A 24,590-nucleotide genomic window follows, 5' to 3' on the forward strand; every position below is an offset into this window, starting at 1 on the left:
GGCTTTTCGCCGCTCAAAAGCGGGCGACGTCCGGTGCGGTGGGAACCTCGGCCTGCCGGGCGGCGGCGCGATACTGGCTGGGCGCGCATCCCTCAATCGCCCGGAACGCGCGGTTGAAGCTGGCCAGCGAGGCGAATCCGCTGTCCTGGGCCACGGCGATCAGCTTGTCGTCCGCCCGCGCTTGCGCGCCCAACAGACGCCGGGCCTCCGCGACCCGATAGTGGTTCAGGAAGCTGCGGAAATGGTCATGTCCCAGCTCGCGGTTGATCAGATTACGCACGGTGCGCTCCGGCGCGCCCATGCGGGCGACAAAGGCCGCGAACGTCAGGTCGGCGTCCAGAAAGACCCGCTCGGTCTCCATCAGACCTCTCAGGCGGCGATGCAGCGCGTCGTCGCGGTCAGGCGCCGATCGCGGCGGCGTCCTGTCCGCCGCGCCGAAGGTCAGTACATCGGACCGCACGCTCAGCAGCCGTCCCGCCAGCCACAGGCCGAACGCCAGCACCGCCAGATTCTGCCCCATGGCGAAGGCCAGCGGACGCCAGGCGAAACCGAACAGCACGTCCGCCGTCAGGTCCACGCACAGCATCCCGCCCAGCAGCACCGCCACCATGATGCGCGCGTCGTGGCGCCGCTGGATCAGGTCGCCCTGACGCTCAGCCAGCAGGCGCCAGACCATATGGCCGACGATGGCGAACCCCAGCGGCACCAGCACGACCGACCAGCTTGTCTGCGCCAGCGCCTTGCCGAGAAGCCCCCGGTCCATCGCGGCGATCAGCCCCCACGCCAGGCCGACGCCCAGCACCCCGCCCTTCAGCCGGAACCGGCTGTCGAAACACGACAGGCAGAACCACCACAGAAAGACGACGGTGAAACCGCTCAGCATATTGGCCATCGCCCCGACCGACCCGCCGGGGCTCATCGTCGTCAGCGGCGTATTGCCGACCACGAAACCGGCGACGCACGCCGCCAGGGGCGCGAACAGGATGGCGGGCAGCCCTAGCCGCCGCCGATGCCCCAGCATCAGCCACCCCAGCAACAGGATCGTCACCGCCGCCCCGGCCCGGATGGCGACGTCGATTGAGCCGATGATCATGGCGTCACATCAGGCGACGGCGCGTCGGGGGGAGTGTTCAGTCACTCCGACGCTGGCCGCCGCGTCGGATCGACGGCGACCGACACCGGGGCGCCGACGCTGATGATGACGCCTTCGTGGCCTTCCTTGGCGATGGAATAGGTGGCGGCGTCCCTCAGCAATTGTTCCTCGCACTGACGGTCGCCTGGGCGGCCCAGTTCGGCGCAGCCGCGCCTGGCCGCGTCGGTCCAGCCCAGCACCCGGCGCGTCGCCGCCTCGGCGCGCTTGATCGCCGCCTCGTCTTCCGCCGCCGCCTGGGCGATCAGCGCCTGACGCGCGCCCTGCTGGTATTGCAACTCGGCCTGGCCCGCCATCTTGCGCTCCCAGACCTTGTAATAGGGGCAGCCCACCAGCCCGCCGCCGACCAGCAGCAATGCCAGCAGCCCCGACACCACGACCGCGCTGGCCGACATGCTGTAGGTTTCGTTCGCCATGATCTTTCCCCACGTTTCGCGGTGATTTTAGAGCAATCGCCGAGACCCGACAGCCCTCTCTTTCCGCTCATCCCGGCGAAAGCCGGGACCCAGGTCTTTCGCAGAGAGGGTGCGTCGGATGACCACCGACTTTTGATCTCATGCAACCTTCGCCCAAAGCACTGGGTCCCGGCTTTCGCCGGGAGGAGCGGGATACGAGGGTTCTACCCCGCCCCCGCCAGCCACGGCGTCACCTTTTCGACCAGTCCCTTCGACGGTCGGCGCGGGCGGCCGTCCAGGTGGATGCACACCGCCGTCACCTCGGCCCGGCACAGCACCTCGCCCGCCCGCTCCACGCTCTGGCGGATGATCAGCCGAACGCCCTTCACCTGCTCATAGACGGTGCGGACAACCAGGGCGTCGTCGATGCGCGCGGGCTTCAGGTATTTGATGTTCAACTCGGACACCACGAAGGCCAGCGGCTCGGCTTCCTCCAGCAGATCGGCGTGCCCTACCCCGATGGCGCGCAGGAAATCGGACCGGCCCCGCTCGAAATACCGCACATAGTTGGCGTGATAGACCAGGCCCGTGAAATCGGTGTCCTCGTAATAGACGCGCACCGGCAACAGATGGTCGCGCCCCTCGAATCGGCCGGCGGTGGGAAGGTCGATGCTCATGACCGCAATCTAGCGCAACCGACGCCTCAGCGCGCCCCCGCCGGCGCGCCGGTGAAGCCGGGGCAATAGCGCAGCCGCATCTCGCGGAACTCGGTCGGCAGGGGGTCGTCGCTGAACAGGATGCGGTTGGGGATGGAGACGAAGGCCGTCGCCGGCCCGCCAGCGCGGCGTCCCAAATAGCCGCAAACCGCCCGCCTCTGGCCCGGTTCGGAATAGCGCAGCTCGGCCCCGCGCCCCGCCTGCATACGGATCTGACGCATCACCCGCTCGTTCGCCGGTTCGGGCGCCGGGGCGCCGCTCGGCCGCGTCGCCAGCCACACCCCGCCCGCGCACAGCGCCAGCACCCCCGCCGCCGCGATCAAGGCCGTGGTCCGTCGCTGTTGGGAAAACCGCGCACGCATGGCCTATCCCGCCGAGGCGGCCTCGATGAAGTCCAGCGGCGTATCCGCCGCCGGCAGGCAGCTGCGATCCACCGGGGCGGACGGATCGCGCAGGAAGTCGCGCGCCATCTTTCGCGTGCAGGGGCTGGCGTTGATGACGCCGTGGGTGGCGTTGGTCACGATCACCACCTGGCTACGGGAATAGCCCTTGGCCGCCGCCTCGGTCAGGGGCGGGGGACAGCCGGGGTCGATCTCGGCGGCGACGAACAGGGTCGGGATGTCGGTCGTGACGGGCTGGTTCTCGATGGGCGCGGCCGGGCTCTCGCCCACCGCGTCGCACACGTCGAACAGGCGCGACAGCGACGGGACCAGCACCTCGGCCACAGGATCGCCCGCCGCCCCGGCCGCCAGCCGCGCCTTGGATTCGAACGGCAGTTCCTCCTTGCACAGATGGGCCATGTGCTGGCCTTCGGTGTAGTAGGTGCGGTCTTCCGCGATCTCGGCCACCGGCGCGAAATCGCCGGCGATGATCGCCTCCAGATCGGCCGGCAGCCGCCGCACCCCCGTCGCGCTATAGGTCGTATCCATCAGAAACGCCGACAGGTCGTCGACGGTGAAGGTGCGCCCGTCCTTGCCCGTGACCGGCCCGGCCAGCCATTTTCGCGCCTCGGACTCGAACCGCGCCTGCAGGTTCGGATGTCGCGCCGCGCACGCCGCCTGCGCCTGGCATTTGGCCAGGATCAGCCGCACCGCCGCCGACACCTGCTCGGGCGTGCCGACGGCCCAGGCGCCCTCGGGCGGCCAGGGGCTGTCCATCACCGCCGCCCGCACGATCTGCGGCTGGTGGGTGATCACCGCCGCCTCGATGCGCGGCCCGTATGAGCCGCCCCACAGGTCGATCCTGTCGTAACCCAGCGCGTGGGCCAGGTCGCGCACGTCGTCGGCGATGACGGCGGCGTTGTACTGGTTCAGGTCGATCCCCTTGGCCTGATAGGCTTTCAGACAGGCGATCAACCCGTCGCGGTCGACGTCCGACGGCGGCCCCGCATCGGTCAGCTGAACCCCCGGACAGTCCATCGACGGATCGCCCCGCCCCCCGCCGCGCTGGTCGAACAGGACCACGTCCTGATCCACCGCCATCAGGTCCGGCCGCCGGGCCAGCGCGCGCAGCATATTGCCGACGCCCGGCGTCAGCGCTCCGCCCGGCCCGCCGTGAAACATGAACACCGGCGGCAGCGCCCGGCCTGAGGCGTCCTTGAACGGCTGGCTGGCCTTCAGCACCACCACCGCCACCTCGATGCGACGGTCGCTGGCCGTCCCGCGCGCCTCGTCCACCGTCAGGGTTCCGCACGTCGTCTTGCGCACGTCGGCGGGCCAGTCGGCCGGACAGGGCTTTTCGGTGAAGACGGGCGCCGCCGCGCGCGCTGGCGTCGGCGCCGCCAGGCCGCCCCACAATCCAAGGCTCAAAACCAATGCCGCGACAGGACGAAAGATCATGGGGCGCTCCGATGCCGCGCCAGCAAACGCCGATCCGCCCCGGCTTGGCAACGCCTATTCGAACAGGGGGCGGGAGATCAGGCCGCGCGCTTGCGCCGCGCCGCGTCCGTCAGGGCCTGCGCCATCCGTTCGCGCCAGTCCTCACCCTCCTCGGCGAAGGCCTTGATCGTCTCCGCCGACAGCTTCAGCGCCACGTCCTGCTCGGCGGTCAGCCGGGCGTAGAGGTCCGGCATGGCCTCGCGCAGAGGCTGGGCCTTGGCGAAGTCCTCGTCGGTCCATTCGGGATTGTCTGAATCGTCGATCTCGACGTCCGCGTAGTCGTTCGGATCGAGGCTGAGTTTGGGATCAGCCATAGCGTTTGCACTCCCTGGCGTTCGCTCTGGCCCTCAACGTCCCGTCCCGGAAGGTGAAGGCCAGCATATGCAGCCGCCCGTCCAATATACCATAGGCGCGCCATCGTGGCTCGCCGTAATCCTGGCGGTCGTCGGCAAGGACGGCGGCGGCGTGAAGATCCATGTCGGCCGCCCGCGCCAGCGACAATCCATGCTTGGCGCGATTGCTCGCATCCTTGCCTGGATCGAAGCCGATCCTCATTCGAACAGGTCGCCCGGCACGGGGCCGGCGGGGGGCTGCTGCGGCGCGCTCAGCCCCAGATGGGCGTAGGCCTTGGCGCAGGCCACCCGGCCGCGCGGGGTGCGCATGATGAAGCCCTGCTGCAGCAGATAGGGTTCGATCACGTCCTCGACCGCGTCGCGCGCCTCGGCGATGGCGGCGGCCAGGGTGTCCATACCCACCGGCCCCCCGCCATAGTTCTCGATCAGCGCCTTAAGGAACCGGCGGTCCAGGCTGTCCAGGCCGGATTCGTCCACCTCCAGCCGCGCCAGCGCCCGGGCAGACGCCGCCTTGGTGATGGTTTCGCAGCCGTCGGCGTCGGCGAAATCCCGCACCCGGCGCAGCAGCCGTCCGGCGATTCGCGGCGTGCCCCGCGCCCGGCGCGCGATCTCCAGCGCCCCGCCCTCGTCGATGCCCGCGCCCATCTTGCGCGCCGCGCCCCGCACCACGGCGGTCAACTCCTCGGGGCTGTAGAACTCCAACCGCAGCGGAATGCCGAACCGGTCGCGCAGCGGCGTCGCCAACAGGCCCGCCCGCGTCGTGGCGCCGACCAGCGTGAACGGCGCCAGGTCGATCCGCACCGACCGGGCCGACGGCCCCTCGCCGATGATCAGGTCCAGCACATGGTCCTCCATGGCCGGATACAGGATCTCCTCGACCTGGGGGCTCAGCCGGTGGATCTCGTCGATGAACAGGACGTCGCGCGGCTCAAGATTGGTCAGGATCGCCGCCAGATCGCCCGCCTTGGCCAGGATCGGCCCCGACGTCGCCCGGAACCCCACCCCCAGTTCGCGCGCCACGATCTGCGCCAGCGTCGTCTTGCCCAGGCCCGGAGGCCCGAACAGCAGCACATGGTCCAGCGCCTCGCCCCGCCCGCGCGCCGCGTCGATGAAGACCTTCAGATTGCCCTTGGCCTGCGACTGGCCGACGAACTCGGACAGGGTCTGGGGCCGCAGGGCGCGGTCATAGGCTTCGCCGGTCTCGGCCTCGGGGGAAATGATGCGGGTCATGGCTGATCCGAGTGGCGAGTGGCGAGCGGCGCGTTGCGAGTGGAACGTGAGCGCGGAGGCGAGCGAGGTGCAGGGACGGCGACATCACAGCCCACCTCCCGCTCCCTGGCAGTCATCACCCCTCGCCGCTCTCTTCGCCTCACCGTCCCAACTCCTGCAGGGCCGCCCGGATCACCGTCGACAGTTCGGCCTCTTCGCCCAGCCGGATCAGGGCCTGATCGACCGCCCGACGCGCATTGACCTCCACCACGCCCAGGCTCAGCAGGGCCGACACGGCCTCGCCGGTGATCGACGGCGGGGGCGGCGCGATCTCGACGTGCATCCCCGGCGCGTGCGGCGCAAAGCTGACGTCGCCCAGCGGCTTGCCCTTCAACTCGGTCACGATCCGCAGCGCCAGTTTCGGACCCACGCCGTTGGCCCGGGCCACCGCCGCCTTGTCCTCGCGCGCCACCGCCCCCGCCAATTCGCCGGGCGGCAGCACGTCCAGCACCGCCAGCGCGGCCTTGGGCCCCACGCCCTGAATGGCCAGCAATGTCGTGAACGCCCGCCGCTCGTCGCGCGTCAGAAAGCCATACAGGCGCGGCCCCGCATCCTCGCTCCATTGCGAATGGATGTGCAGCGTCGCCTCGTCGCCCGGCGCCGGCAGCCGTCCCAGCGTCCGCGCCCCGCACGCCGCCACATAACCCACGCCCCCGCAATCGATCAGGCATTCCGCCTCTCCGACCTCGGCCAGAACCCCTCTCAGACGACCGATCACGCCGCCCCCCGATGCATCGCTTCCAACAGGTTCCGTTTCCTCAACTGCGCATGGGTGATCGCCACCGCCAACGCATCGGCCGCGTCCGCCTTCACCTCGCCCGCCGCCGGCAACAGCCGTTTGACCATGAAGGCGATCTGGCTCTTGTCGGCGTGGCCCGCGCCCACCACCGCCTTCTTGATCAGGTTCGGCGAATATTCCGCCACAGCCAGACCCGCCTTGGCCGGCGCCAGCATCACCGCCGCCCGCGCATGGCCCAGCTTCAGCGTGGAGGCCGGGTTCACATTGACGAACACCTCCTCCACCGCCGCCTCGTCGCAGCCGTGGGCGGCGCACACCGCCCCCACATGGTCCAGCAGATGCACCAGACGCTCGGCGAAGGGCGCGGCCTCGGGCGGCGTCACCACCCCATGCGCGATCCAGCGCAGCCGCGCGCCCTCGGCCGCGATCACGCCCCATCCGGTGCGCCTGAGACCCGGGTCCAGCCCGATGATTCTGATCGGTTCGTTCGCCATCCGTTCCCCTCATGCCGCAAAGAGGGTTAGCGGGCAATGAACGGTTTCGGATCGGCTCTCAGCGCTGCATCCGCAAAGGCCGCCGAGGCGCAGCGTCCTGCGCCGGCGGCTCCGGCGAGACAGACTCGACATCGACCGTCGCGACATCCCTCTCCACCGGCAGGGGTTCGGCCGTCGGTTCGGAGATCACCGGCGGCGGCTCCACGACCTGGGTTTTTGGCGTCGCCTCCTGCCGCTCGGTCGTCACGGCCGTCTGCACCCGCGTCACCAGCCAGGTCGTAACGGCGGCGGCGCACAGCAGGACGACGATGGCCCCGCCCCATGCGCCGGCCTTGACCCAGGCCCAGCGCGCGCCCTCCACCGGGGGCCCCGCCGCGCCGGGCAGATCGGTCCTCGGATCGCGCGCCTGCTGCATCGTCCGTCGCTCCCGGCCTCAGCCGTGATTTTCGATATAGGTTTCGGGGTCCTTGTTGACCGGCTTGACCCCGGTGATGTGCTCGGCCTCGAAGGCGGCGAACTTGACCGCCAGGTCGTGGCGCATGTCGATGTCGGCGTTCATGCGGAAGTCGGTCAGCCCCTGCCGCTCCTCCTCGCCCATGTGTTTGGAGTTGACCACATTGGCCTCGCCCACCGCCTCGAACCAGGCCTTGGACCCAACCTCGTGCTTTTCGACCGCCTTGACCGCATCGCGCAGCTTGTTGTGGTCCTCGATGGCGTCTTCGGTTTCGCCCTCGACCGTGCCGTCCTCGGCGTCGTTGGCGCCCTCGCCCTGTTTCAGCAACTCGGGATAGAAGAACCGCTCCTCGGCCTCGGCATGGACGTCAAGGAAAGCCGACAGCCGGCCCCACACCTTGGTCAGGGCGTCCGTGTCCTTGGGATCGATCTGTTCGATGATCGAGAACAGCCGGCGCTGTTCGGCATGGTCGTCGAGGATCAGCTGGGTGATGTCCATGGGGCGCTCCGGGCGTAATGGTGAAGCCCCGATACGCCCCACACCCCGGCCGGTTCCGTGCGAACGACTCGCTGCTGTCAGGCCAACGGTTCGCGCGCGCCGTGCCAGAGACGGAGGATCGTGACCGCCTCGTCGCCGACCGCATAAACGATCAAATAGGGCGTGCCCAAGACGGTCAGTTCGCGCGTCCCGGCCTGGCGTCCCTCCCGGCCGCGGTTCGGCATGTCGCTCAGAGTGCGCGCAGCCTCGATCAGGCGATCCTGCACCCGTTCTGCTGCTGAAGGATTATCGGCGGCGATGAAGGCGTAGGCGTCGAGCAAGTCGGCCAGCGCCTCGTCGGTCCAATCGACCCTCATCCCCTGCGGGCGGCCCGCTGCGCAGCAAGCGCTGCGACCACCTCTTCGTGCGAGTGGACCCGGCCTTCCCCCAAGGATTTCAACCCCTGCTCCACGGCCGCCGCGAAGGCCGCCTCCTCGTCTGCCGAGACGAAAGGCGCGGCCTCTTCTTCCACCGCCATGTCCAGCACCGCCATGGCGACGATGTCGTCGATCGGCGCCTGCCGGGCGTCCGCCAGGGCGTCCAGCTTGGCCTTGACGTCCTCATCCAGGGCGATGGTCACGTGCACGGTCATGCGGGGACCGTATCACAGCCCCCAGGGGCGTGAAACGCGCCGCCCGTCACCCCGCGTATTTGGCGGCGTCCTCGTCCGAGACGTCCTCGTTGGAGTAGACGGCCGACACGTCGTCCTCGGCGTCCAGCGCGTCCAGCAGCTTGAACAGGGTGCCCACGGCCTCGCCGGTGACCGGCACGTCCGACTGCGGCTTCCAGACGATGGCGGTGGACTTGGGGTCGCCCAGCACCTTGGACATGGCCTCGGCCACCTCGTTCAGGTCCTCGTAGGCGGTCCAGATCACGTGGCCCGGCGCGTCCTCGTAGATGTCGGGCTTGACCAGGTCGCTCTCGACGTCGGCGGCGCCGGCCTCGATGGCGGCCTCCATCACCGCGTCCTCGCTGCCCGCCTCGGCCGGATAGGTGATCTTGCCCACCTTGTCCCACATGAAGGCGACCGAGTTCATCTCGCCCAGCGCCCCGCCGTTCTTCTTGAAGGCCGTGCCGATGTTGGAGGCCGCGCGGTTGCGGTTGTCGGTCAGGGCCTCGACGATGATGCCCACGCCGCCCGGACCCCGCCCTTCGTAGCGGACCTCCTCCATCGTATCGACGTCGCCGCCGGCGGCCTTGTTGATGGCTCGCTGGATCACGTCCTTGGGCAGGCTTTCGGCCTTGGCGTTGTTGACCGCCAGGCGCAGGCGCGGGTTGGCCGCCGGGTCGGGCAGACCCGACTTTGCCGCCACCGTGATGTCGCGCGACAGTTTGGAGAACAGCTTGGAGCGCTGCGCGTCGGCGCGCCCCTTGCGGTGCATGATGTTCTTGAATTTCGAGTGGCCGGCCATGGGATCGTCTTTTGCGCGTTCTGAAACCTTGAGCCGCGCGTCCTAAACGATGGGCGGCATCCTGTCACGATGGCTCTCGGGGGTGGAACCTCCACCGTTTGGGCGTATTGATCCCGGCAAGAGAGACGGAGCGTAAAGTCATGACCGCCGACGACACCATCTACGAAGCCGAAGGCTATATGGACGACGACCTGCACGAGGCCGACATCGTCGAATGGTACGAGGCCCGCCCCGTCACCGTCTCCACCGCCGTCGCCGCCGGCGCCGTCATCACCGCCTTCACACTGGGCGCCCTCACCGCCGTCGGCGCCCTGTTCCTGGTCGGCCGCCTGGACGACTGAGGGCCGCGGCCTGCGCTACGCCTCTCGTGGGGCGCAGGTGCTTTGGCGATCAGGTAAGCAGGATCTGACGCTACGCCTACATGACGTTCGGCCAGCGATGTGATGGGTAACCTGGTGCGACGTTTGCATTTCACGCTAGGGTCGCATGATGCGCATCCTGACCCTTTTTTGCTTGATCGTGTTCAACGTCAGCTCAGCAGCGGCCCAGGATTCGTCGTCGCCACCGAACGATCCTGTCCTTGGCGCGCGGCTTGTCGAAGGCGTCGCCACCGCACATCGGCTGTGGCTTAGAAGTGCGTCCGGAGCTGTTGTCGCTTTCGACCGAGCCAACGGCGAGCGGCGCATTGTGGTCGAGCAAGGCGCGGCGGATTTGCTGCGCGATTCGGGTCGAACTCTTATCCTGAAATCGGATGGCGCAACGCCGAGCCGTTTTTCTGTTTTTGATCCGGAAACGGGCTTCTCCCTGACGCCAGCGCTTCGCGCTGACGCCCTCGGCCTGCTACGTGTCGGGCCTGACTGGGTCGTCGTCACAAAGGACGCCCTTTATCGGAGCGACGGCGGTCGTTGGCGCAGGCAGGCCATAGAGGGCTCTGGGCGCCGTTTTGGCGTCAGAACCATGGCTTCGACCCCCGACAGGTCGATCTACATCGGCTTCAACTATGGGGAATGGGGCGGCGGACTTTGGCGGATCGCCCCGGGCTCATCGAAGATGGTCGAAGTCCGCAAGGTCGATAACGATCCTTGCCACGGCCCGCTTGCGGCTGAATGCGATCCGATCACCGGTCTCGTTCCCGACGTCGACCATCCCGGATGCCTTCTGGCGTCCATCGGACTGGATCATATGTTGTCCCACGGTCGGCTCATGCGCATCTGCGGTGATGAAGCGACGCTGGTGTTCAGTCGCGAATTGGACGCTCTTCCGGGTTCGATCGAGGCGTTCGCTCACAGCACATGGCCCTTGTTCGGACTGGCCGCGACACCGGACGGATGGCTCGCCATCGCGCCAGGGAAGGTGTTTATTTCGAGCGGCGGCGAGGTGCAGACCATCGATATGCCCAAGGCTACGCCCTTTGCGGATATTCAGGTCTCGCAGGTCGGCCAGGTTCTGATCCTGCCGACGGACGTCAACTGGGGCATGTCGCTCAGCGGCTATACGCCGATGCTCGTTCCGGTCACCGACTAAAACGCTTGAGGTCACCGCCCTCAATCCGCCCGCAGGTTCTCCACCACCGCGCGCAGGCGTTCAGGCAACGGCTTCGGCCGGCGGGTTTCGGCGTCGACATAGACGTGGACGAAATGGCCGATGGCGGCAGGCACGTCGACGCCGCGCTTGAACACCGCAAAGCCGTAGCTGACGCTGGAGGTGCCGATGCGGTCGACCTTGATCCCCACCTCGATCACGTCGGGGAACTTCAGCGACGAGGTGTAGCGACAGCCGGAATCGACCACCAGGCCGATGGATTCGTTCAGGGCGTTGGCGATCAGCAGATGGGCGTTCACCGCCGAGTCCACGAACTCGTAGAATTTGGCGTTGTTGATATGGCCGTACTGGTCGTTGTCGGCCCAGCGGGTGGAGACCATGTGATAGGCCTTGTAGGTCGCCCTTTGCGCCAGGGCGCCCTCGTCACGTTTCGGCATCGTCGTTTCCTCGGCGACGCGAACCGTCGCTCTCGATCACGACGCTCTCGCTTGGACGACGTTAGGTCAAGCGCCTATCGGTAGGTTGCTGATGACGAAGGCTTGAAGCATGACCCTCACGACCCGCGCCGCCGTCCTGTCGCAGATGGGCGCCGCCCTGCCCTACGCCGACAGCCGCCCCCTGTCGGTCCAGACCGTCGCGCTGGACCCGCCCGGCCCGGGCGAGGTCTTGGTCGCCATCAAGGCCGCCGGCCTGTGTCATTCGGACCTTTCCGTCATCAACGGCGACCGTCCCCGCCCCCTGCCCATGGCCCTGGGGCACGAGGCTGCCGGGGTGGTCGAGGCCCTGGGCGAAGGGGTCGCCGACCTCGCCATCGGCGATCCCGTCGTCATGGTCTTCATGCCGTCCTGCGGCCATTGCGACCCGTGCGCCGGCGGACGTCCGGCCCTGTGCGAGCCCGGCGCGGCCGCCAATGGCCGGGGCCAGCTTCTGTCCGGCGCCCGCCGCATTTTCCGCGAGGGCGAGCCCGTCAACCACCACCTGGGCTGTTCCGCCTTCGCCGAACACGCCGTGGTCTCGCGCCGCTCGCTGGTGAAGATCGACCCCTCCCTGTCCTTCGAAGAGGCGGCCCTGTTCGGCTGCGCCGTCCTGACTGGCGTCGGCGCCGTGGTGAACACGGCGGGCGTCAAGGCGGGCCAGAGCGTCGTCGTCATCGGCCTGGGCGGCGTGGGCCTCGCCAGCGTCCTGGGCGCGCTCGCCAGCGGCGCTTCGCCCGTCGTCGCCGTCGACCTGTCCGAAGACAAACTGGCCCTGGCCCGCACCCTGGGCCCGGTCGTCACCGTCAACGCCGCCGCCCCCGATGCGGTCGATCAGGTCCGCGCCCTGACGAACGGCGGCGCCGACTTCGCCTTCGAAATGGCCGGCTCGGTCCGGGCGCTTGAGGCCGCGTGGAAGATGACCCGGCGCGGCGGAACCACCGTCACCGCCTGTCTGCCGCCGCCCGACGCGGCGCTGGCCGTCAACGTCGTGTCGCTGGTCGGCGAGGAGCGCACGCTGAAGGGCTCCTACATCGGAACCTGCGTCCCCAGCCGCGACATCCCCCGCTACGTCGCCCTCTACCGCCAGGGCCGCCTGCCGGTCGATCGGCTGATGAGCGGCGTCATTCCCCTGGACGACATCAACACCGGCTTCGACCGCCTCCACGCCGGCGAGGTCGTGCGGCTGGTCGTACGACCGTGACGACAGTGTAATCCCGCCGCCCGGTTTCGGCCGCAAATCCGCAGACCAATGTCCGCTCAAGCTTCAGCGGAGATCTCCCATGCGCCCGTCTCGCCTGTCCTGCGCCGCCGCGATGTCGGCCGTCGTCCTCGCCTTCGCCGTTCCGGCGCTGGCGCAGGAGACCTCGCCTCAAAACAACGCCGAGATGGCCGCCATCTTCGCCGCCGACCAAGCCGTACGCCAGAACCTGACGCCGGACTTTTTCAAAGACCGCGCCCGCGTCACGGAAATGCTCGCCGAAGACGCCGCGCGCCGTGTCCAGTCCCGCGCCCTGCTCGACGCCGGCGCGCTCCAGACCGGCGAGGACTATCGCGCCGCCGCCTTCGTCTTCCAGCACGGCTCCACGCCCGAGGATTATCTGCTGGCCCATAGCCTGGCCGTCGCCGCCGTGGCCAAGGGCTCGCCCGAAGGCGCCTGGATCGCCGCCGCGACGCTGGATCGCTATCTGCAGATGACCGAAAAGCCGCAGATCTACGGCACCCAGACGCGCAAGACCCGCGACGCGCCGGCCACCCTCGATCCCTACGACCGCGCCCTGATCCCCGACAGCCTTCGCGCCGTCTTCGGCGTCCCGCCTCAATCGGAGCAGGACGCCCGTCTGGCGGTCGTCAACGCCGCGGCGGAGGCCGCGGCGTCCAAGCCCTGAGCTCTCAGTTCGCAGCCGGCCTCGGCGGCGCGTTCTTCACGTACTGGTCCAGCCAGCGGGTCATCTCCCACAGGGTGTGGCCCACCGATTCCCGCGCGCGGTATCCGTGCGCCTCCAGCGGCAGGGTGACGTAACGCGCCGTCGCCCCCAGCCCCTTCAGCGCCGCATAGAAACGCTCGGACTGCACCGGGAAGGTGCCCGAGTTGTCGTCGGCCTCGCCGTGGATCAGCAGGATCGGCTCGTTCAGCTTGTTCGCGTAGGTGAAGGGCGACATCTCGGTATAGACCTCGGTCGCCTCCCAATAGTTGCGCTGCTCGGACTGGAAGCCGAACGGCGTCAGGGTGCGGTTATAGGCCCCAGACCGCGCGATCCCGGTCCTGAACAGGTCGGTGTGGACCAAGAGGTTCGCGGTCATGAAGGCGCCGTAGCTGTGGCCCCCGACCGCGATCCGGTCGCGATCCGCCACACCCATCCGCACCACCGCATCGACCGCCGCCTGGGCGTCCGCTGTCAGCTGCTGAACATAGGTGTCGTTCGGCTCGGCCCCGTCCTTGCCGATGATGGGCATGGAGGGGTTGTCGAAGATGGCGTAGCCCTGGGTCAGCAGGAACAGATGGCTGGACCCGCCCGGCCGCACGAAGCGGTTCTGCACATCCACCGTCTGGCCCGCCACCGCCGCATCGGTGAACTCGGCCGGATAGGCCCACATCAGCATCGGCAGCGGCCCGTCGCGGTCCTTGTCGTACCCCGCCGGCAGATAAAGCGTCCCCGACAGTTTCACCCCGTCCGCCCGCTCATAGGTCACCAGCTGCCGCGTCGCCTCGGCCAGTTGCGGCGCCGGATCGGGGAAGTTGGTCAGGCGCGTCGTCTGGCCCGTCGTCAGGTCGCGGATCTGCAGGTTCGGCGGATCCAGCCGCGTCTCGCGCTGCGTCACCACCCGCTTGCCGTCCGCATCCAGGAAGCCGACCACCGCCTCGTAATCCGTATTGGCCGAGGTCCACAGCCGTTCGCTGCGTCCCGTCGCCGGGTCCATGGCGGCTAGGAAGGGGAACTCGCCCTGCGGCGTCGCCCCCGCGCCGGACATCAGAATGCGCCCCTGCGGATCGAAGCGGATCACCGACCGGCCCTGCGCATTCGGCTGGGTCACCGGCTGGCCCGGATTGTCGTAGCGCGCCTGATAGTTCCGCTCCAGCAGCACCCGACCGTCGCCGGGGTTGGAGGGATCGACCACGAATCGCGTCTCATGGCGGGTGTTGAACCATCGGCTGTTGACGATGGCCAGATCGTCCCGGCCCCAGACGATGCCGCCATACCGCTCCTTCAGGTCGATCAGTTTGACCGGCTCGCCCGTGAACGGCGCCGCCTGCATGAAGACCCGGTCCCGGAACTCGGCCGCCTTGCGGATGTCCCCGCCGTCCAGCGCCTCGACCCACGTCAGGGTGGCCGGCGCATCGGCCCGCCAGCCGACCGAACGCGGCCCCGGCGCCACGGCGTCGAAGGCGGTCGGCACATCGTCCCGCAACGGCAGGTCCGCGATGGTCCGCACCACCCGCCCGTTCAGGTCCGTCACCACGATCTCGGTCGGGAACAGGTCGTCCGGCACCGCATAGGAATAGGGTCGCTTGGCGATCTCATGCAGGATGTATTTCCCATCCGGCGACACCGAGGCGTCCAGATAGACCGCCGGCGCACCGATCGTCCGTGCACGGCCGTTCAGCGGAACCAGCGTCAGCTGGCTAGTGAAATAATGATCGAACAGCGCCTCGTCGCCAGGGTTCGACAGCAGGTCCTGATAGGTCCGCACCGGCGCCACCCGCCCGGCCGTCTCCTCGATGTTCGGCCCTGTCGGCGCAACCGTCACGTCCGGCGCTGGACCGCGCCCGGCCGGCACCGCCTCGACCAGCAGGCCCGAACTGTCGGGCAGCCATTCATAGCCCGTCCCGCCCGTCATATTGACCACCGGATCGGTCAGCTTCCTGGCTCGCGCCGTGGCTGTGTCCACGACCCACAGCTCCAGCCCCGTCGGCCGATCCATAACGAAGGCCAGCGACTTGGCGTCCGGCGAGAACCGCGGCGCCGTGAACCGCGCGCCGCTGGGCAGGGCCACGACGCGGGGTTGCCCCCCATCCACCGCCTGCAGGCTCAGTCCCGTCAGCCACGACACCCGGCTCTCGGCCGCGCCATTGTTCCTGGGATTGATCCGCGACCCCGCCAGCCTCAGCATCGGCTCGGCCAGGGCCTTGATGCTGGGCAGGTTCGACCGATCCATCAGCACCAGCGTCCGCCGGTCCGGGCTCAGCATCGACGACGGCGTCGGCTTGGCGTCCAGAATGTCCGCGATCGGCGCTGGCGGCTGCTGATAGACCATCGGCCCCGCCGCCGCCGGGCTATTCGCCGCCATCCCGTTCGCCGTCTGGGCAAACGCCGCCCCCGCCGTCGAAGCCAGCAAAACCGTCGCCAGCGCCAGCCCGGCGCCCCGCATACCCATCGTCATCATCCGAAGTCCCCACAAAAGCCCGAACCCCAGACCTACCCGCCCCCGCCCCCGACGCCAACCCTGAATGCCGTTACGGTGTTACAACTCTTGAGGCTCAAACCGTCATTGTTCCACAGGCGGGCTCGATCCCCCGAACCGTCTCTAGCCGCAGGAAGTAGGAACCGGGCCGCAGCAGCAGGGTCGCCTTCTCCTGTCCCTTCTCGAGCAGCAGATGGTCCGCCGGAACTACCGCCCCCTCGTCCATGTGCAACGCTTGCATCAGAGCCGGCCCCTCGAAGGCCGGAACGCTTACCTCGACCGCCTTGCGCGCCGGATCAGCCGCCAGCCAACCGGGACGGCCGGCGACCTTGGGCAGACGGGGATGGAAGACGCTCAAATCGACTTTTCCGTCAAAGAAACGGTTGCCGAACGCCCGACCATCCCGCCAAACCGAGAGCGGACGGGTCGGCGCGAACCGCTCGAGCACTGCCGCCGTCTCGGGCGTATCGGCCTCGGGCCGGGTCGCCGGCCAGTTGCTGGACTGTTCGATGGTGAGAGGATCAATACCCGTGGCGGCCTTCAATTGACCAGCGAACCATAGCCCGCCAACCCCCGCCATCTCAGTGGCGTGGCTGTAGCCGCACAGGACGAAGATTCGAGCGGCGGGACGCGGCTTCAGCACGTTGTGGATCAGATTTGCGCTTTGAGCGACTTCTCGTGCAGTCGTCTGCGCGTCCATGTCCGCGTCGGCGGGCAACCGCTGATCCGCTGTCTGCTCGTAGTCGGCGAAGGCATAGCCTAGCGACGCCGCCTCCCGCACCATCTCAGCAAAAACCGGATCGGCGGTGTAATAGCCAAACCTCGAATGGAAGGGGATGCCCGCGCGATAACCGCCCATTCCGCCGAACGTCTCGGCCGCAAAAGTGTCAAAGCCCAACGGTCGCAAGGCGCGCATGACACGCGCCGCGAAGCTGCGGTGGCCTGAAACGTTGTGCGCTTCGTTCAGGACGACGATCTGTTTGTCGGCAGCCGCCTGGACGATGGTTTCGAGCGCATCGCTGACTTCCGCGCCCGCAAGGTCGGGCAGCGGTGTTCCCGCCGGGCGCGGTCGTTCGTCGAATCCGATGGCAGTCGCCTCGTCGCCAACAAAGGCGGCAAACCACGGCAACACATATCGCGCCTCCTCTTCCCCTGCATCAGCCCTTGCCCGCAGGTTCAGATAGAATGGCAGGTAGCGACCTTCGGCCTGGTACTGTTCAGCCACCGTCATGGGGGTCTGAGCGGATGTTGTCCGACCCGCCATCGCAGCCGCAGCCGCTAACGACAAACCTACAAAACGCCTCGTCAGCATGGCTTCTTCCTGCAACCTGGAAGCGACACTCCATGACCTCGAGCCTGTACTGTCAACCCGCCAGCAACCGCTCCACCGCATCCCGCTCCGGCGCGGAAGGTTGGGCGCCCGCCCTTGTCGCGGCGAAGGCCCCGGCCGCGCAGGCGAACCGCAACGCCTCGGCCGGGTCCATGCCTTCCAGCAGGGCGACCGTAATGGCCGCCACGAAGGCGTCGCCGGCGCCGGTCGCATCGACCGCCTCAACCACCGGCGGGGTCGCCCAGGCCATTTCGACCCCGCGCTGGTACATGGCCGCGCCGCGTGCGCCCTTGGTGACGACCACGCGGCCGCCGCCCCGGTGCAGACCGTCGCCATAGAAGGCGGCCTCGGTTTCGTTGACCACGATCAGGTCGGCGCGGCGCAGCAGCCGTTCCGACACCGGCGCGGCGGGCGCCAGATTGGCGCAGACGAAGCCCGTCGCCCGGCCCACCGCCGCCTCCACCGTCTCGATCGGCAGCTCCAGCTGCACGATCAGCGCGCCCTCGATCCGCTGCGGCAGTTGTTCGGGCGTGACCATGTGGTTGGCCCCCGCCGCGACCACGATCTGGTTTTCGCCGGTCGGATCGACGGCGATCAGGGCGACGCCCGTCGGGGCCGCCACATCCACCTCCACCCCCGCCAGATCGACGCCCAGATCCTCCATCAGGGCCAGGGCCTCGCCCGCCATGGCGTCGTCGCCGACCCGCCCGATCAGACAGACCTCGGCGCCCAGCTTCTCGGCCGCCAGCGCCTGGTTGGCGCCCTTGCCGCCGGGATGGCGCGCCAGGGCCGCCCCCGTCACCGTCTCGCCCGGCGCCGGCAGCTGGGGCGCGGTGGCGACCAGATCCAGGTTGATCGAGCCGACGACGGTGATCCTCATGCCCCAATCCCCGGCGCCTGATCCTTCAGCTTCTCGACGATCAGGTCGAACACCCCCTGCGCATCCGCCGCCACGGCCCAACGATGACGCGCCGTGGCCGGATCGACCCGGAACTCCACCGCCGTATGGCCGCGCGTCAGGTCCGAGGCCGTCTCCACCTCGATCCGGCACGCCTTCGTCTCGAACAGGGCGGGCCGGATCAGCCAGGCGATGGGACAGGGATCGTGCAGGGGCGCAGAATCCCATCCCACGACTTCGCGCTCGACCCGTTGCGAGAACCGCAGCATCGCCGCCGTGGCCCGCGCCGCCGCGCTGTCGATGGCCTCTATCGCCACGATCCGGTCCTCGGTCGCGCGCACCTGATGGGTGGCGTCCAAACCGAAGGCGACGACCGGACACCCCGATCCGAACACCACCGCCGCGGCGTCCGGGTCGGCCCAGACGTTGAACTCGGCGGAAGGCGTGATGTTGCCGCCCTCGGCCCGCGCGCCGCCCATGACGACCACCGGCCCCAGCCGTTCGGCCAGCCGCCGCTCGCGCCGCATGGCCAGGGCCAGATTGGTCATCGGCCCGATGACGGCGACGGCGACCGAGCCTTCGGGTCGGCGCATCACCAAGTCGACGATGGCGTTGGCCGCCGGCCCGTCGCCGACGATGCCCGCCGGCTCGAACGGGTCCAGATCGCCCAGTCCCTCCGGTCCATGGAACTCTCCGGCCCCCGCCGGCGGGCGTTTCAGCGGCCGTTCCGCCCCGCCGAAGACCGGCACCTCCTCGCGCCCGGCGATCTGGCGGATGATCCGCGCATTGCGCTGGGTCTTGGCGCCGGGGACGTTACCCCCGACCGTGGTTATGGCCAACAGCTCCAACTCGGGCGCCGCAAAGGCCAGGAACAGCGCCACGGCGTCATCCACGCCGGGGTCGCAATCGATGATCAGGGATTGAATGCTCACCCGCTTCGTTTGACGGGCCGAACGCCGGGGGGCAAGCCCGTTGACGACGAAACTACAGGCACGCCTCGACGCACGCCTGCGCCAGCACCTCGGCCGAGTCCGTCAGCGGTACCGCGACGTCCTGCGCCCGCAGCAGCAGCGGAACCTCCGTACACCCCGCGATCAGGCCTTTAGCCCCCGCATCCGCCAGGGCCTGGGCCAGCCCGCGCATCCCCGCCCGCGCCGCCTCGCCGACGTCGCCGCGCTTGACCCCATAGACCAGGCCCATGAAGGTCTGGCGGTCCGCGCCGTCCAGCAGCACCGCCTCGACCCCGCGCGCCGCCAGCGCCTCCCGATAAAGCCGCTCGCCCCCCGGCGTCGCCAGGACCGCGATCCGCCCCGCCCCGGACGCCGCCGCCGCATCCGCCGTCGCCGCGATCATGTCGATGAAGCTCAGGCCCTGCGCCGCGCACACGGCCCGGATCGCCGCTGCCTGGCCATGGGCGGTGTTGCACGGCATGGCGATCACCGCCGCCCCCGCCGCCGCCAGCCCCGCCGCCATCCGGCCCAGCACCGCTTCCGCCTCGCCCGGCCGCGTATTCCTGTCCGGCACTTGCGGGTTCAGATCCATCACGACCCGGATATGGTCCGCATCCCCCTTGGCCGGCGTCAACGCCTGCACCCGCGCCAGAAAGGCCACCGTCGCCGCCGGCCCCATGCCCCCGATGACGCCCAGGACCTTGCTCATGCCACCCTTCCTGAACCGCATCGGTTCGCGTTCGAACGCGCGAAACGCCCCGGCGTCAGCCCGCCAAATCACTCAGCGGACACTCCCGAAATCCGTTAGAATAGGCAAGCAGCCCCTTGGACATCGACGTGAGCGCAAGATGAGACGCCTGCCTGCCATCGCCGCCCTGTCTTTCCTGGCCGCCTGCCAACCTCAAGGGCGCCGCTTTGGAGATCGGATCCCCTGATACGCGGTTTCCGTAACCGCCTGAGCACATGGACCGCTAGATAGCTGACATCCCCGCGACACGCCTGATCTTCGGCCACAGTATCCAGACCCCTATCAGGGCGCAGAACATCAGAACCATCGTCACTGCCATCCGTCCCGCCGACGCATGACGGGTGAGGGCGTCTGCGCTTTCCAAGGCTTGAGCGGCGAACCACAGGACGGTGAAAAAGACGACGAAAAACACCAGGGCGACAGGACTGTTGTTCATCCACCAACCTGCCAGCACCGCGACCAGCGGAATGATCGGCGGGACAGCAAACAGCCATGTCCACGGCGGCATGGGCGCACGGCTCTTCGCCGTCTTGGATACGACGAAGACGGACCAATACCAAAGGCAGGCGGCGGCGATCGGCAAGACGGTCACAAGGCCGCGCACAGGCGGCGGAGCCGTCGTGCCGGACAGGACCATCTGCATGACCAAACCGGCCACGAACAGAGCCGTGAGAAACGCGGGATGTGCGCGCGCGACACGTCGTGAAATCTCAGCCATGCCCGCTGTTAGCGGCATTCTCGAAAAAAACGCAACCGTCGAGCGACTCAATCGCCGCCCCGTCCGATCCGATACGGCCCCGCCCGCCGCGCCAGCCCGCGCCCCTTCCAGCTCAGCCGCACCACGCCTTCGCTCACCAGGACATCCACCGCCGCATGAACCTCCGGCATCGCGTCGCGCCATGCCCCCGTGGCGGCGGCCACGACGCGCGCCACCTCGCTGGGGCAGACGGTGGCGTCCTCGGCGCGGGCGGCGAGCAGCGCCAGCGTCGCCTGGCGCGCGTCCATGACGGGCGCCGCCCTTACAGCGCCCCTTCGATCTCGGTCTGATAGCCGAAAAGCCCCTGCGCCCCGCCGGTGTGCAGGAAGACCACCGTCTCGCCCCGGAACTGACCCGCCCGCGCCAGGGCGATCAGCCCCTTCATCGCCTTGCCGGAATAGACCGGGTCCAGCACGATCCCGTCCAGTCGCGCCGCCAGCGTCAGGGCGTCGATCACCCCCTGATCGATCAGGCCGTAGCCCTCGCCCACATAGTCGCAGTCGGCCACCACCCTATCGCGCGTCACTCGCCCCGGCTGGCCCAGCAGGGCGGCCGTCTCCTCGGCCAGTTTGAAGACGTTCGCCTCCTGCTTCTCCTTGGGCGCCCGCACACCGACGCCCAGCACCGGGATGTCCGCCCCCATGACCGCCAGCCCGGCGACCAGGCCCGCATGGGTGCCCGCGCTGCCCGTCGCTGTCACGATCCGGTGGACCTCCAGATCCATCTCGTCGGCCTGGACCACGATCTCGCGCGCACAATCGACATAGCCCAGGGCGCCGACCGGGTTCGATCCGCCGCCGGGGATCACATAGGGGTTGCCGCCGCGCGCCCGCACGTCTTGCGCCGTCTTCTCAAGCTCGGCGACCATGTCCGTCCCGCCCGGCACGGTGCGGATCGTCGCCCCGAACAGCCGGTCCAGCAGCACGTTGCCATTGCCGACATAGTCGCTGGCCTTCGATCCCGTCCGCTCTTCCAGAATGATCTCGCAGGCCAGGCCGTGGGCGGCGGCGGCGGCGGCCGTCTGGCGCACATGGTTCGACTGCACCGCCCCTTGGGTCACCAGGGTATCGGCCTCCTGCTCGAACGCCGCGCCCAGCAGGAACTCCAGCTTGCGGGTCTTGTTGCCGCCGCCCGCCAGGCCGGTGCAGTCGTCGCGCTTGATCCACAGGTCCAGACCCAGCTCCTCCGACAGCCGGGGCAGCGGCTCCAGCGGCGTCGGCAGATGGGCCAGGCGGATGCGGGCGAAACGGGCGAGATGCATGGGACGAACTCCGTGGGGGTCGCCCTGTCTTAGACGCCTGCGCCGGCTTTGCCGATGGCCCCCAGATGGGTCTGACCGAACGACGCGCCGATCTTGAGCCCATAGCCCAGCATCCGGTCGAACCCGACATGGGCGCCCCAGATCAGCGCGAACGGCGTCAGCGTGGGCGCCAGCCATAACCCGACCAGGCCCAGCACCACCGGACTGACCTCGTTGTGCGCCAGATTATAGGTCCACGCCCCGACGCGGCCGCCGAACAGATAGCCCGCGAACGACAGGTCGGGCGCCAGAAACGCCGCCGCGAACAGCCACCAGGGCGCGCCGATGTGGGAATAAAGCCCCACGCACAAAACCAGGATCGCCAAGCTTTCCAGCCGCAGCCAGTCGCGCATCGGCGGCTTCGTCGTCGTTCCCGTCATCAGGGTCGCTCCATATGTCTCACTTGTGGGACACATGGATATGTCTCATGTATGGGACATGTCAATCCCACCTGCGACGCCCCGTCCCCGCGACCGATCCGGCACCGAAACCGCCATCATCGAGGCCGCCCGCCGACTGTTGCTGCGCGACGGCTGGACCGCGCTGAATGTCCAAGCCCTGGCCGCCGAGGCGGGCGTGGATCGCAAACTGATCTATCGCTACTTCACCGATCTCGACGGCGTGGTCGAACGGCTGGCGGGGCGGCCCGACATCTGGTTGGGCCAGGCCCTGGCCGAACAGCCGCCCTCGACCGCGACCACCTATCGCGCCTTCATGCGTGAATCGGTCCTGGCCTATCTGCACGTCCTTCGCACCCAGCCGCTGGTGCTGCGGATGCTGGCCTGGGAGATCGCCCAGGACACCCCGCTTCTGCGGCGCCTGGAGATGGCCCGGTCCCGGGTGATGCAGGACTGGATGGCTGCGCGGCGCCCCCGGATCGCGATTCCGTCCGAGGGAGATGTGGTCGCCCTGAACGTGGTCGTCCTGGCGGCGGTTCAGCATCTGGCCCTGGCGGCCGACGCGCGGCGCCGGTTCGCCGGGGTCGATCTGGACGACCAGGGCTGGTCCAGGATCGAGGCCGCCATCGACCGCCTGATGCAGGTCTGGCCGGACTGATCGCCCTGGCGACGGACGCGCGGGAGCCAAAGCCCCGTCTCGACCGTTGCCGTCCCATGAGCACCGCCGCCCCGTTCGTGAACCTGGATCGAGAGCGGGCCTATGTGTCGGATCTGGGCCGCGCCTTCGCCGGCGCCCTGGTGTTCAACATCCCGCTTCTGATGACGATGGAGATGTGGGAGCAGGGCGTGGTCATGGACCGCTGGCGGCTGCTGACCTTCATCCTGTCCGGCCTGCCGCTGCTGTACGGCCTGTCCTATTATGCGGGGTTCTCAAAGCGGCGCGGCCTGGTCAATGACGCCCTGGACACGGCCGTCGCCCTGGCGGTCGGCTTCGTCACCGCCTCCCTCCTGCTGATCCTGTTCGGCGTGCTGGAATGGGACGCCCCGCCGCGCGAGGCTTTGGGCATGGTCGCCCTTCAGGCCGTCCCCGGCGCCATGGGCGCGCTCCTGGCCCGGCGTCAACTCAGCGGTGAAGGCGGTGGCGGAGACACGGACGAGGAGGAGGCCTCCTATTTCGGCGAACTGTTCCTGATGGCGGCGGGGGCCCTGTTCTTCGCCCTGAACATCGCCCCGACCGAGGAGATGATCCTGATCGCCTACAAGGCCTCGCCCGCCCACATCCTGGCCCTGATCGGGGTGTCGATCCTGCTGCTGCACCTGATCGTGTTCAAGGCGGGTTTCGCCGGCCAGGAAGAGGCCGACCGTCCCGCCGCCGCCTTCCTGCATTTCACCCTGCCCGGCTACGCCATCGCCCTGGGGGTCAGCCTGTTCACCCTGTTCCTGTTCGGCCGCGTCGACGGCCATTCGGTCGCCGGCGTGGTCCAGACCATGGTCGTTCTGGGCTTTCCCGCAGCCATCGGCGCCGCCGCCGCCCGCCTTCTGGTCTGACCCCCCATGCCCGCAAAGACGAAACGCGCCGCCGCCTCCACGCCCCGCCCGGTGCTTCAATGGGTCATGGCCGGCGTCGGCGCCGCCGTCACCCTGGGCGCCGTCGGCATCGTGGTGTGGGAGGCGCTGCAGCCGTCATCGCCTCCCGCCCTCAGCGCCCGCATCGTCGCGGTCCAGTCCACCGCCGCCGGCCAGGTCGCGACCGTCCGTGTGCAGAACGACGGCGACGACACCGCCGCCGCTGTCGATATCGAGGGCGTCCTGGGCGACCAGACCGCCACCGCGACCCTGGACTACGTCCCCGGCCACGGCCACGCCCGCGCCTACCTCCGCTTCGACGCCGATCCGCGCCCGGCGGCGGTCGCGGTCAAGGGCTGGTCGGCGCCCTGAGACAGGCCTTGAGCAGCGCCCTTCAGGCGGATTGAGCCATCGCGGCCTGCCGCATCCCTTCGACCGCCTCCGCGCTCGAACGGCCCTCGACCACGATCTCGCGCAGCAGGGGCTCCAACGCCGGGGTCACGCGCACGCTGGCCATGGCCCAGCCCGTGAATCGGCGTTCGGCGACAGGGATGCGCTCCATGATCGTCACCGCCTCGTGCCGTGGATCGCCGGCCAGCCGGATCATCAGCCGATCCAGGTCCTGCGCGGCGCCCTCCAGCACCTGCAGGAACCGACCGTCATGGATCATCAAGGCCCCGGTCAGGTTGTCGCGCGCATTGTTGCGCTGCGATGTCGCCAGAATATCCACCTGCATCAGCAGGCTGTCGGCGTCGCCCCTCGCCCGGCTGGTGTAGACGATCCGCTCCAGCGCCAGACCCATGACCGCCCCTCTTGTCGCCGATGAAA

At 68.8% G+C, this 24,590-nt stretch carries 33 protein-coding genes; 7 read left to right on the forward strand and 26 right to left on the reverse strand.

The genetic code is table 11. The features are described 5' to 3' along the window. Window positions 1–13: 13 nt before the first annotated feature. From ACYX4P_RS17005 to ACYX4P_RS17075, 15 genes are all read right to left on the reverse strand, one after another. Window positions 14–1,093, reverse strand: a complete 1,080-nt coding sequence (locus ACYX4P_RS17005) for a helix-turn-helix domain-containing protein (RefSeq protein ID WP_248118424.1) — start codon at window positions 1,091–1,093, stop codon at window positions 14–16. 41 nt (window positions 1,094–1,134) lie between these two features. Beyond that, window positions 1,135–1,566, reverse strand: coding sequence for a hypothetical protein (locus tag ACYX4P_RS17010; RefSeq protein WP_248118426.1), 432 nt, complete (start codon window positions 1,564–1,566; stop codon window positions 1,135–1,137). A gap of 203 nt (window positions 1,567–1,769) precedes the next feature. Beyond that, window positions 1,770–2,222, reverse strand: coding sequence for a tol-pal system-associated acyl-CoA thioesterase (gene ybgC, locus ACYX4P_RS17015; protein WP_282438847.1), 453 nt, complete (start codon window positions 2,220–2,222; stop codon window positions 1,770–1,772). Between the two features lie 26 nt (window positions 2,223–2,248). Further along, on the reverse strand, window positions 2,249–2,623 hold the full coding sequence (locus tag ACYX4P_RS17020) for a hypothetical protein (protein WP_248118428.1): 375 nt from the start codon (window positions 2,621–2,623) through the stop codon (window positions 2,249–2,251). 3 nt (window positions 2,624–2,626) lie between these two features. Then, window positions 2,627–4,099: an alpha/beta fold hydrolase gene (locus ACYX4P_RS17025; protein ID WP_248118429.1), complete on the reverse strand. Its 1,473-nt coding sequence runs from the start codon at window positions 4,097–4,099 to the stop codon at window positions 2,627–2,629. Between the two features lie 77 nt (window positions 4,100–4,176). Beyond that, the gene (locus tag ACYX4P_RS17030) at window positions 4,177–4,452 is read right to left on the reverse strand and encodes a BrnA antitoxin family protein (RefSeq protein ID WP_248118431.1); all 276 of its coding nucleotides are present in this window, start codon (window positions 4,450–4,452) and stop codon (window positions 4,177–4,179) included. Then, window positions 4,445–4,693, reverse strand: a complete 249-nt coding sequence (locus ACYX4P_RS17035; RefSeq protein WP_248118433.1) for a BrnT family toxin — start codon at window positions 4,691–4,693, stop codon at window positions 4,445–4,447. The genes ACYX4P_RS17030 and ACYX4P_RS17035 overlap by 8 nt, the downstream gene beginning before the upstream one ends. Continuing rightward, window positions 4,690–5,721: a Holliday junction branch migration DNA helicase RuvB gene (ruvB, locus tag ACYX4P_RS17040; protein ID WP_248118435.1), complete on the reverse strand. Its 1,032-nt coding sequence runs from the start codon at window positions 5,719–5,721 to the stop codon at window positions 4,690–4,692. Before ruvB ends, ACYX4P_RS17035 begins: the two co-directional genes overlap by 4 nt. A 139-nt stretch (window positions 5,722–5,860) precedes the next feature. Further along, window positions 5,861–6,478 (reverse strand): Holliday junction branch migration protein RuvA, encoded by a 618-nt coding sequence (gene ruvA, locus ACYX4P_RS17045; protein WP_248118437.1) that lies wholly within the window; start codon window positions 6,476–6,478, stop codon window positions 5,861–5,863. Beyond that, the gene (gene ruvC / locus ACYX4P_RS17050) at window positions 6,475–6,993 is read right to left on the reverse strand and encodes a crossover junction endodeoxyribonuclease RuvC (RefSeq protein WP_248118438.1); all 519 of its coding nucleotides are present in this window, start codon (window positions 6,991–6,993) and stop codon (window positions 6,475–6,477) included. The genes ruvA and ruvC overlap by 4 nt, the downstream gene beginning before the upstream one ends. Window positions 6,994–7,051: 58 nt before the next feature. Then, window positions 7,052–7,408 (reverse strand): hypothetical protein, encoded by a 357-nt coding sequence (locus ACYX4P_RS17055; protein ID WP_248118439.1) that lies wholly within the window; start codon window positions 7,406–7,408, stop codon window positions 7,052–7,054. A gap of 18 nt (window positions 7,409–7,426) precedes the next feature. Further along, window positions 7,427–7,945 carry a hemerythrin domain-containing protein gene (locus ACYX4P_RS17060; RefSeq protein WP_248118440.1) on the reverse strand — a complete coding sequence of 173 codons (519 nt, stop codon included), beginning with the start codon at window positions 7,943–7,945 and terminating at the stop codon, window positions 7,427–7,429. A 77-nt stretch (window positions 7,946–8,022) separates the two neighbouring features. Continuing rightward, window positions 8,023–8,301, reverse strand: a complete 279-nt coding sequence (locus ACYX4P_RS17065; protein ID WP_248118441.1) for a type II toxin-antitoxin system RelE/ParE family toxin — start codon at window positions 8,299–8,301, stop codon at window positions 8,023–8,025. After that, complete coding sequence (locus ACYX4P_RS17070) at window positions 8,298–8,576, reverse strand: hypothetical protein (RefSeq protein ID WP_248118442.1); 279 nt, start codon at window positions 8,574–8,576, stop codon at window positions 8,298–8,300. Before ACYX4P_RS17070 ends, ACYX4P_RS17065 begins: the two co-directional genes overlap by 4 nt. A gap of 46 nt (window positions 8,577–8,622) precedes the next feature. Further along, a complete protein-coding gene (locus ACYX4P_RS17075) occupies window positions 8,623–9,396 on the reverse strand; it encodes a YebC/PmpR family DNA-binding transcriptional regulator (protein ID WP_087120598.1) in 774 nt (257 codons plus the stop codon). A 140-nt stretch (window positions 9,397–9,536) separates the two neighbouring features. On the opposite strand from ACYX4P_RS17075, the gene ACYX4P_RS17080 reads away from it, so the two are divergent. Together ACYX4P_RS17080 and ACYX4P_RS17085 are read left to right on the forward strand one after the other, a co-directional pair. Then, on the forward strand, window positions 9,537–9,737 hold the full coding sequence (locus ACYX4P_RS17080) for a hypothetical protein (protein WP_248118443.1): 201 nt from the start codon (window positions 9,537–9,539) through the stop codon (window positions 9,735–9,737). 148 nt (window positions 9,738–9,885) lie between these two features. After that, on the forward strand, window positions 9,886–10,920 hold the full coding sequence (locus tag ACYX4P_RS17085; protein ID WP_248118444.1) for a hypothetical protein: 1,035 nt from the start codon (window positions 9,886–9,888) through the stop codon (window positions 10,918–10,920). Between the two features lie 20 nt (window positions 10,921–10,940). Here ACYX4P_RS17085 and ACYX4P_RS17090 read toward each other — a convergent pair whose 3' ends face one another. Then, on the reverse strand, window positions 10,941–11,375 hold the full coding sequence (locus tag ACYX4P_RS17090) for an acyl-CoA thioesterase (RefSeq protein WP_248118446.1): 435 nt from the start codon (window positions 11,373–11,375) through the stop codon (window positions 10,941–10,943). Window positions 11,376–11,484: 109 nt separating this feature from the next. Here ACYX4P_RS17090 and ACYX4P_RS17095 point away from each other — a divergent pair, with 109 nt between their 5' ends. Further along, on the forward strand, window positions 11,485–12,615 hold the full coding sequence (locus ACYX4P_RS17095) for an alcohol dehydrogenase catalytic domain-containing protein (RefSeq protein ID WP_314137027.1): 1,131 nt from the start codon (window positions 11,485–11,487) through the stop codon (window positions 12,613–12,615). A 79-nt stretch (window positions 12,616–12,694) separates the two neighbouring features. Beyond that, window positions 12,695–13,300: a hypothetical protein gene (locus ACYX4P_RS17100; RefSeq protein WP_248118450.1), complete on the forward strand. Its 606-nt coding sequence runs from the start codon at window positions 12,695–12,697 to the stop codon at window positions 13,298–13,300. A 4-nt stretch (window positions 13,301–13,304) separates the two neighbouring features. Here ACYX4P_RS17100 and ACYX4P_RS17105 read toward each other — a convergent pair whose 3' ends face one another. The 9 genes from ACYX4P_RS17105 to ACYX4P_RS17145 all read right to left on the reverse strand — a co-directional run bounded on the left by ACYX4P_RS17105 (window position 13,305) and on the right by ACYX4P_RS17145 (window position 22,178). Continuing rightward, window positions 13,305–15,794, reverse strand: coding sequence for an alpha/beta hydrolase family protein (locus ACYX4P_RS17105; protein ID WP_292048250.1), 2,490 nt, complete (start codon window positions 15,792–15,794; stop codon window positions 13,305–13,307). A gap of 97 nt (window positions 15,795–15,891) precedes the next feature. Next, window positions 15,892–17,046 (reverse strand): hypothetical protein, encoded by a 1,155-nt coding sequence (locus tag ACYX4P_RS17110; protein ID WP_248118452.1) that lies wholly within the window; start codon window positions 17,044–17,046, stop codon window positions 15,892–15,894. Between the two features lie 133 nt (window positions 17,047–17,179). Continuing rightward, window positions 17,180–18,025: a ribokinase gene (locus ACYX4P_RS17115; protein WP_248118454.1), complete on the reverse strand. Its 846-nt coding sequence runs from the start codon at window positions 18,023–18,025 to the stop codon at window positions 17,180–17,182. Then, window positions 18,022–18,975: a nucleoside hydrolase gene (locus tag ACYX4P_RS17120; RefSeq protein WP_248118455.1), complete on the reverse strand. Its 954-nt coding sequence runs from the start codon at window positions 18,973–18,975 to the stop codon at window positions 18,022–18,024. The genes ACYX4P_RS17115 and ACYX4P_RS17120 overlap by 4 nt, the downstream gene beginning before the upstream one ends. A gap of 52 nt (window positions 18,976–19,027) precedes the next feature. After that, a complete protein-coding gene (gene cuyB, locus ACYX4P_RS17125; protein WP_248118457.1) occupies window positions 19,028–19,702 on the reverse strand; it encodes a cysteate racemase in 675 nt (224 codons plus the stop codon). A 262-nt stretch (window positions 19,703–19,964) separates the two neighbouring features. Then, the gene (locus ACYX4P_RS17130; protein ID WP_248118459.1) at window positions 19,965–20,510 is read right to left on the reverse strand and encodes a hypothetical protein; all 546 of its coding nucleotides are present in this window, start codon (window positions 20,508–20,510) and stop codon (window positions 19,965–19,967) included. Next, window positions 20,507–20,746, reverse strand: a complete 240-nt coding sequence (locus tag ACYX4P_RS17135; protein WP_248118461.1) for a DUF3253 domain-containing protein — start codon at window positions 20,744–20,746, stop codon at window positions 20,507–20,509. Before ACYX4P_RS17135 ends, ACYX4P_RS17130 begins: the two co-directional genes overlap by 4 nt. A gap of 14 nt (window positions 20,747–20,760) precedes the next feature. Next, complete coding sequence (gene cuyA, locus ACYX4P_RS17140; protein WP_248118463.1) at window positions 20,761–21,759, reverse strand: D-cysteate sulfo-lyase; 999 nt, start codon at window positions 21,757–21,759, stop codon at window positions 20,761–20,763. A 29-nt stretch (window positions 21,760–21,788) separates the two neighbouring features. Further along, on the reverse strand, window positions 21,789–22,178 hold the full coding sequence (locus ACYX4P_RS17145) for a DUF4260 domain-containing protein (RefSeq protein ID WP_248118466.1): 390 nt from the start codon (window positions 22,176–22,178) through the stop codon (window positions 21,789–21,791). Window positions 22,179–22,236: 58 nt separating this feature from the next. On the opposite strand from ACYX4P_RS17145, the gene ACYX4P_RS17150 reads away from it, so the two are divergent. The 3 genes from ACYX4P_RS17150 to ACYX4P_RS17160 are packed head-to-tail and all read left to right on the forward strand — an operon-like array spanning window position 22,237 to window position 24,134. Then, window positions 22,237–22,854: a TetR/AcrR family transcriptional regulator gene (locus ACYX4P_RS17150; protein ID WP_248118468.1), complete on the forward strand. Its 618-nt coding sequence runs from the start codon at window positions 22,237–22,239 to the stop codon at window positions 22,852–22,854. A 56-nt stretch (window positions 22,855–22,910) separates the two neighbouring features. After that, window positions 22,911–23,744, forward strand: a complete 834-nt coding sequence (locus ACYX4P_RS17155) for a TIGR02587 family membrane protein (protein ID WP_248118470.1) — start codon at window positions 22,911–22,913, stop codon at window positions 23,742–23,744. Between the two features lie 6 nt (window positions 23,745–23,750). Next, complete coding sequence (locus tag ACYX4P_RS17160; RefSeq protein ID WP_248118472.1) at window positions 23,751–24,134, forward strand: hypothetical protein; 384 nt, start codon at window positions 23,751–23,753, stop codon at window positions 24,132–24,134. Window positions 24,135–24,156: 22 nt separating this feature from the next. Here ACYX4P_RS17160 and ACYX4P_RS17165 read toward each other — a convergent pair whose 3' ends face one another. Next, complete coding sequence (locus tag ACYX4P_RS17165; RefSeq protein WP_248118474.1) at window positions 24,157–24,564, reverse strand: BLUF domain-containing protein; 408 nt, start codon at window positions 24,562–24,564, stop codon at window positions 24,157–24,159. Between the last annotated feature and the right edge of the window lie 26 nt (window positions 24,565–24,590).

The organism is Brevundimonas sp. ABV4_179 (assembly GCF_056311945.1).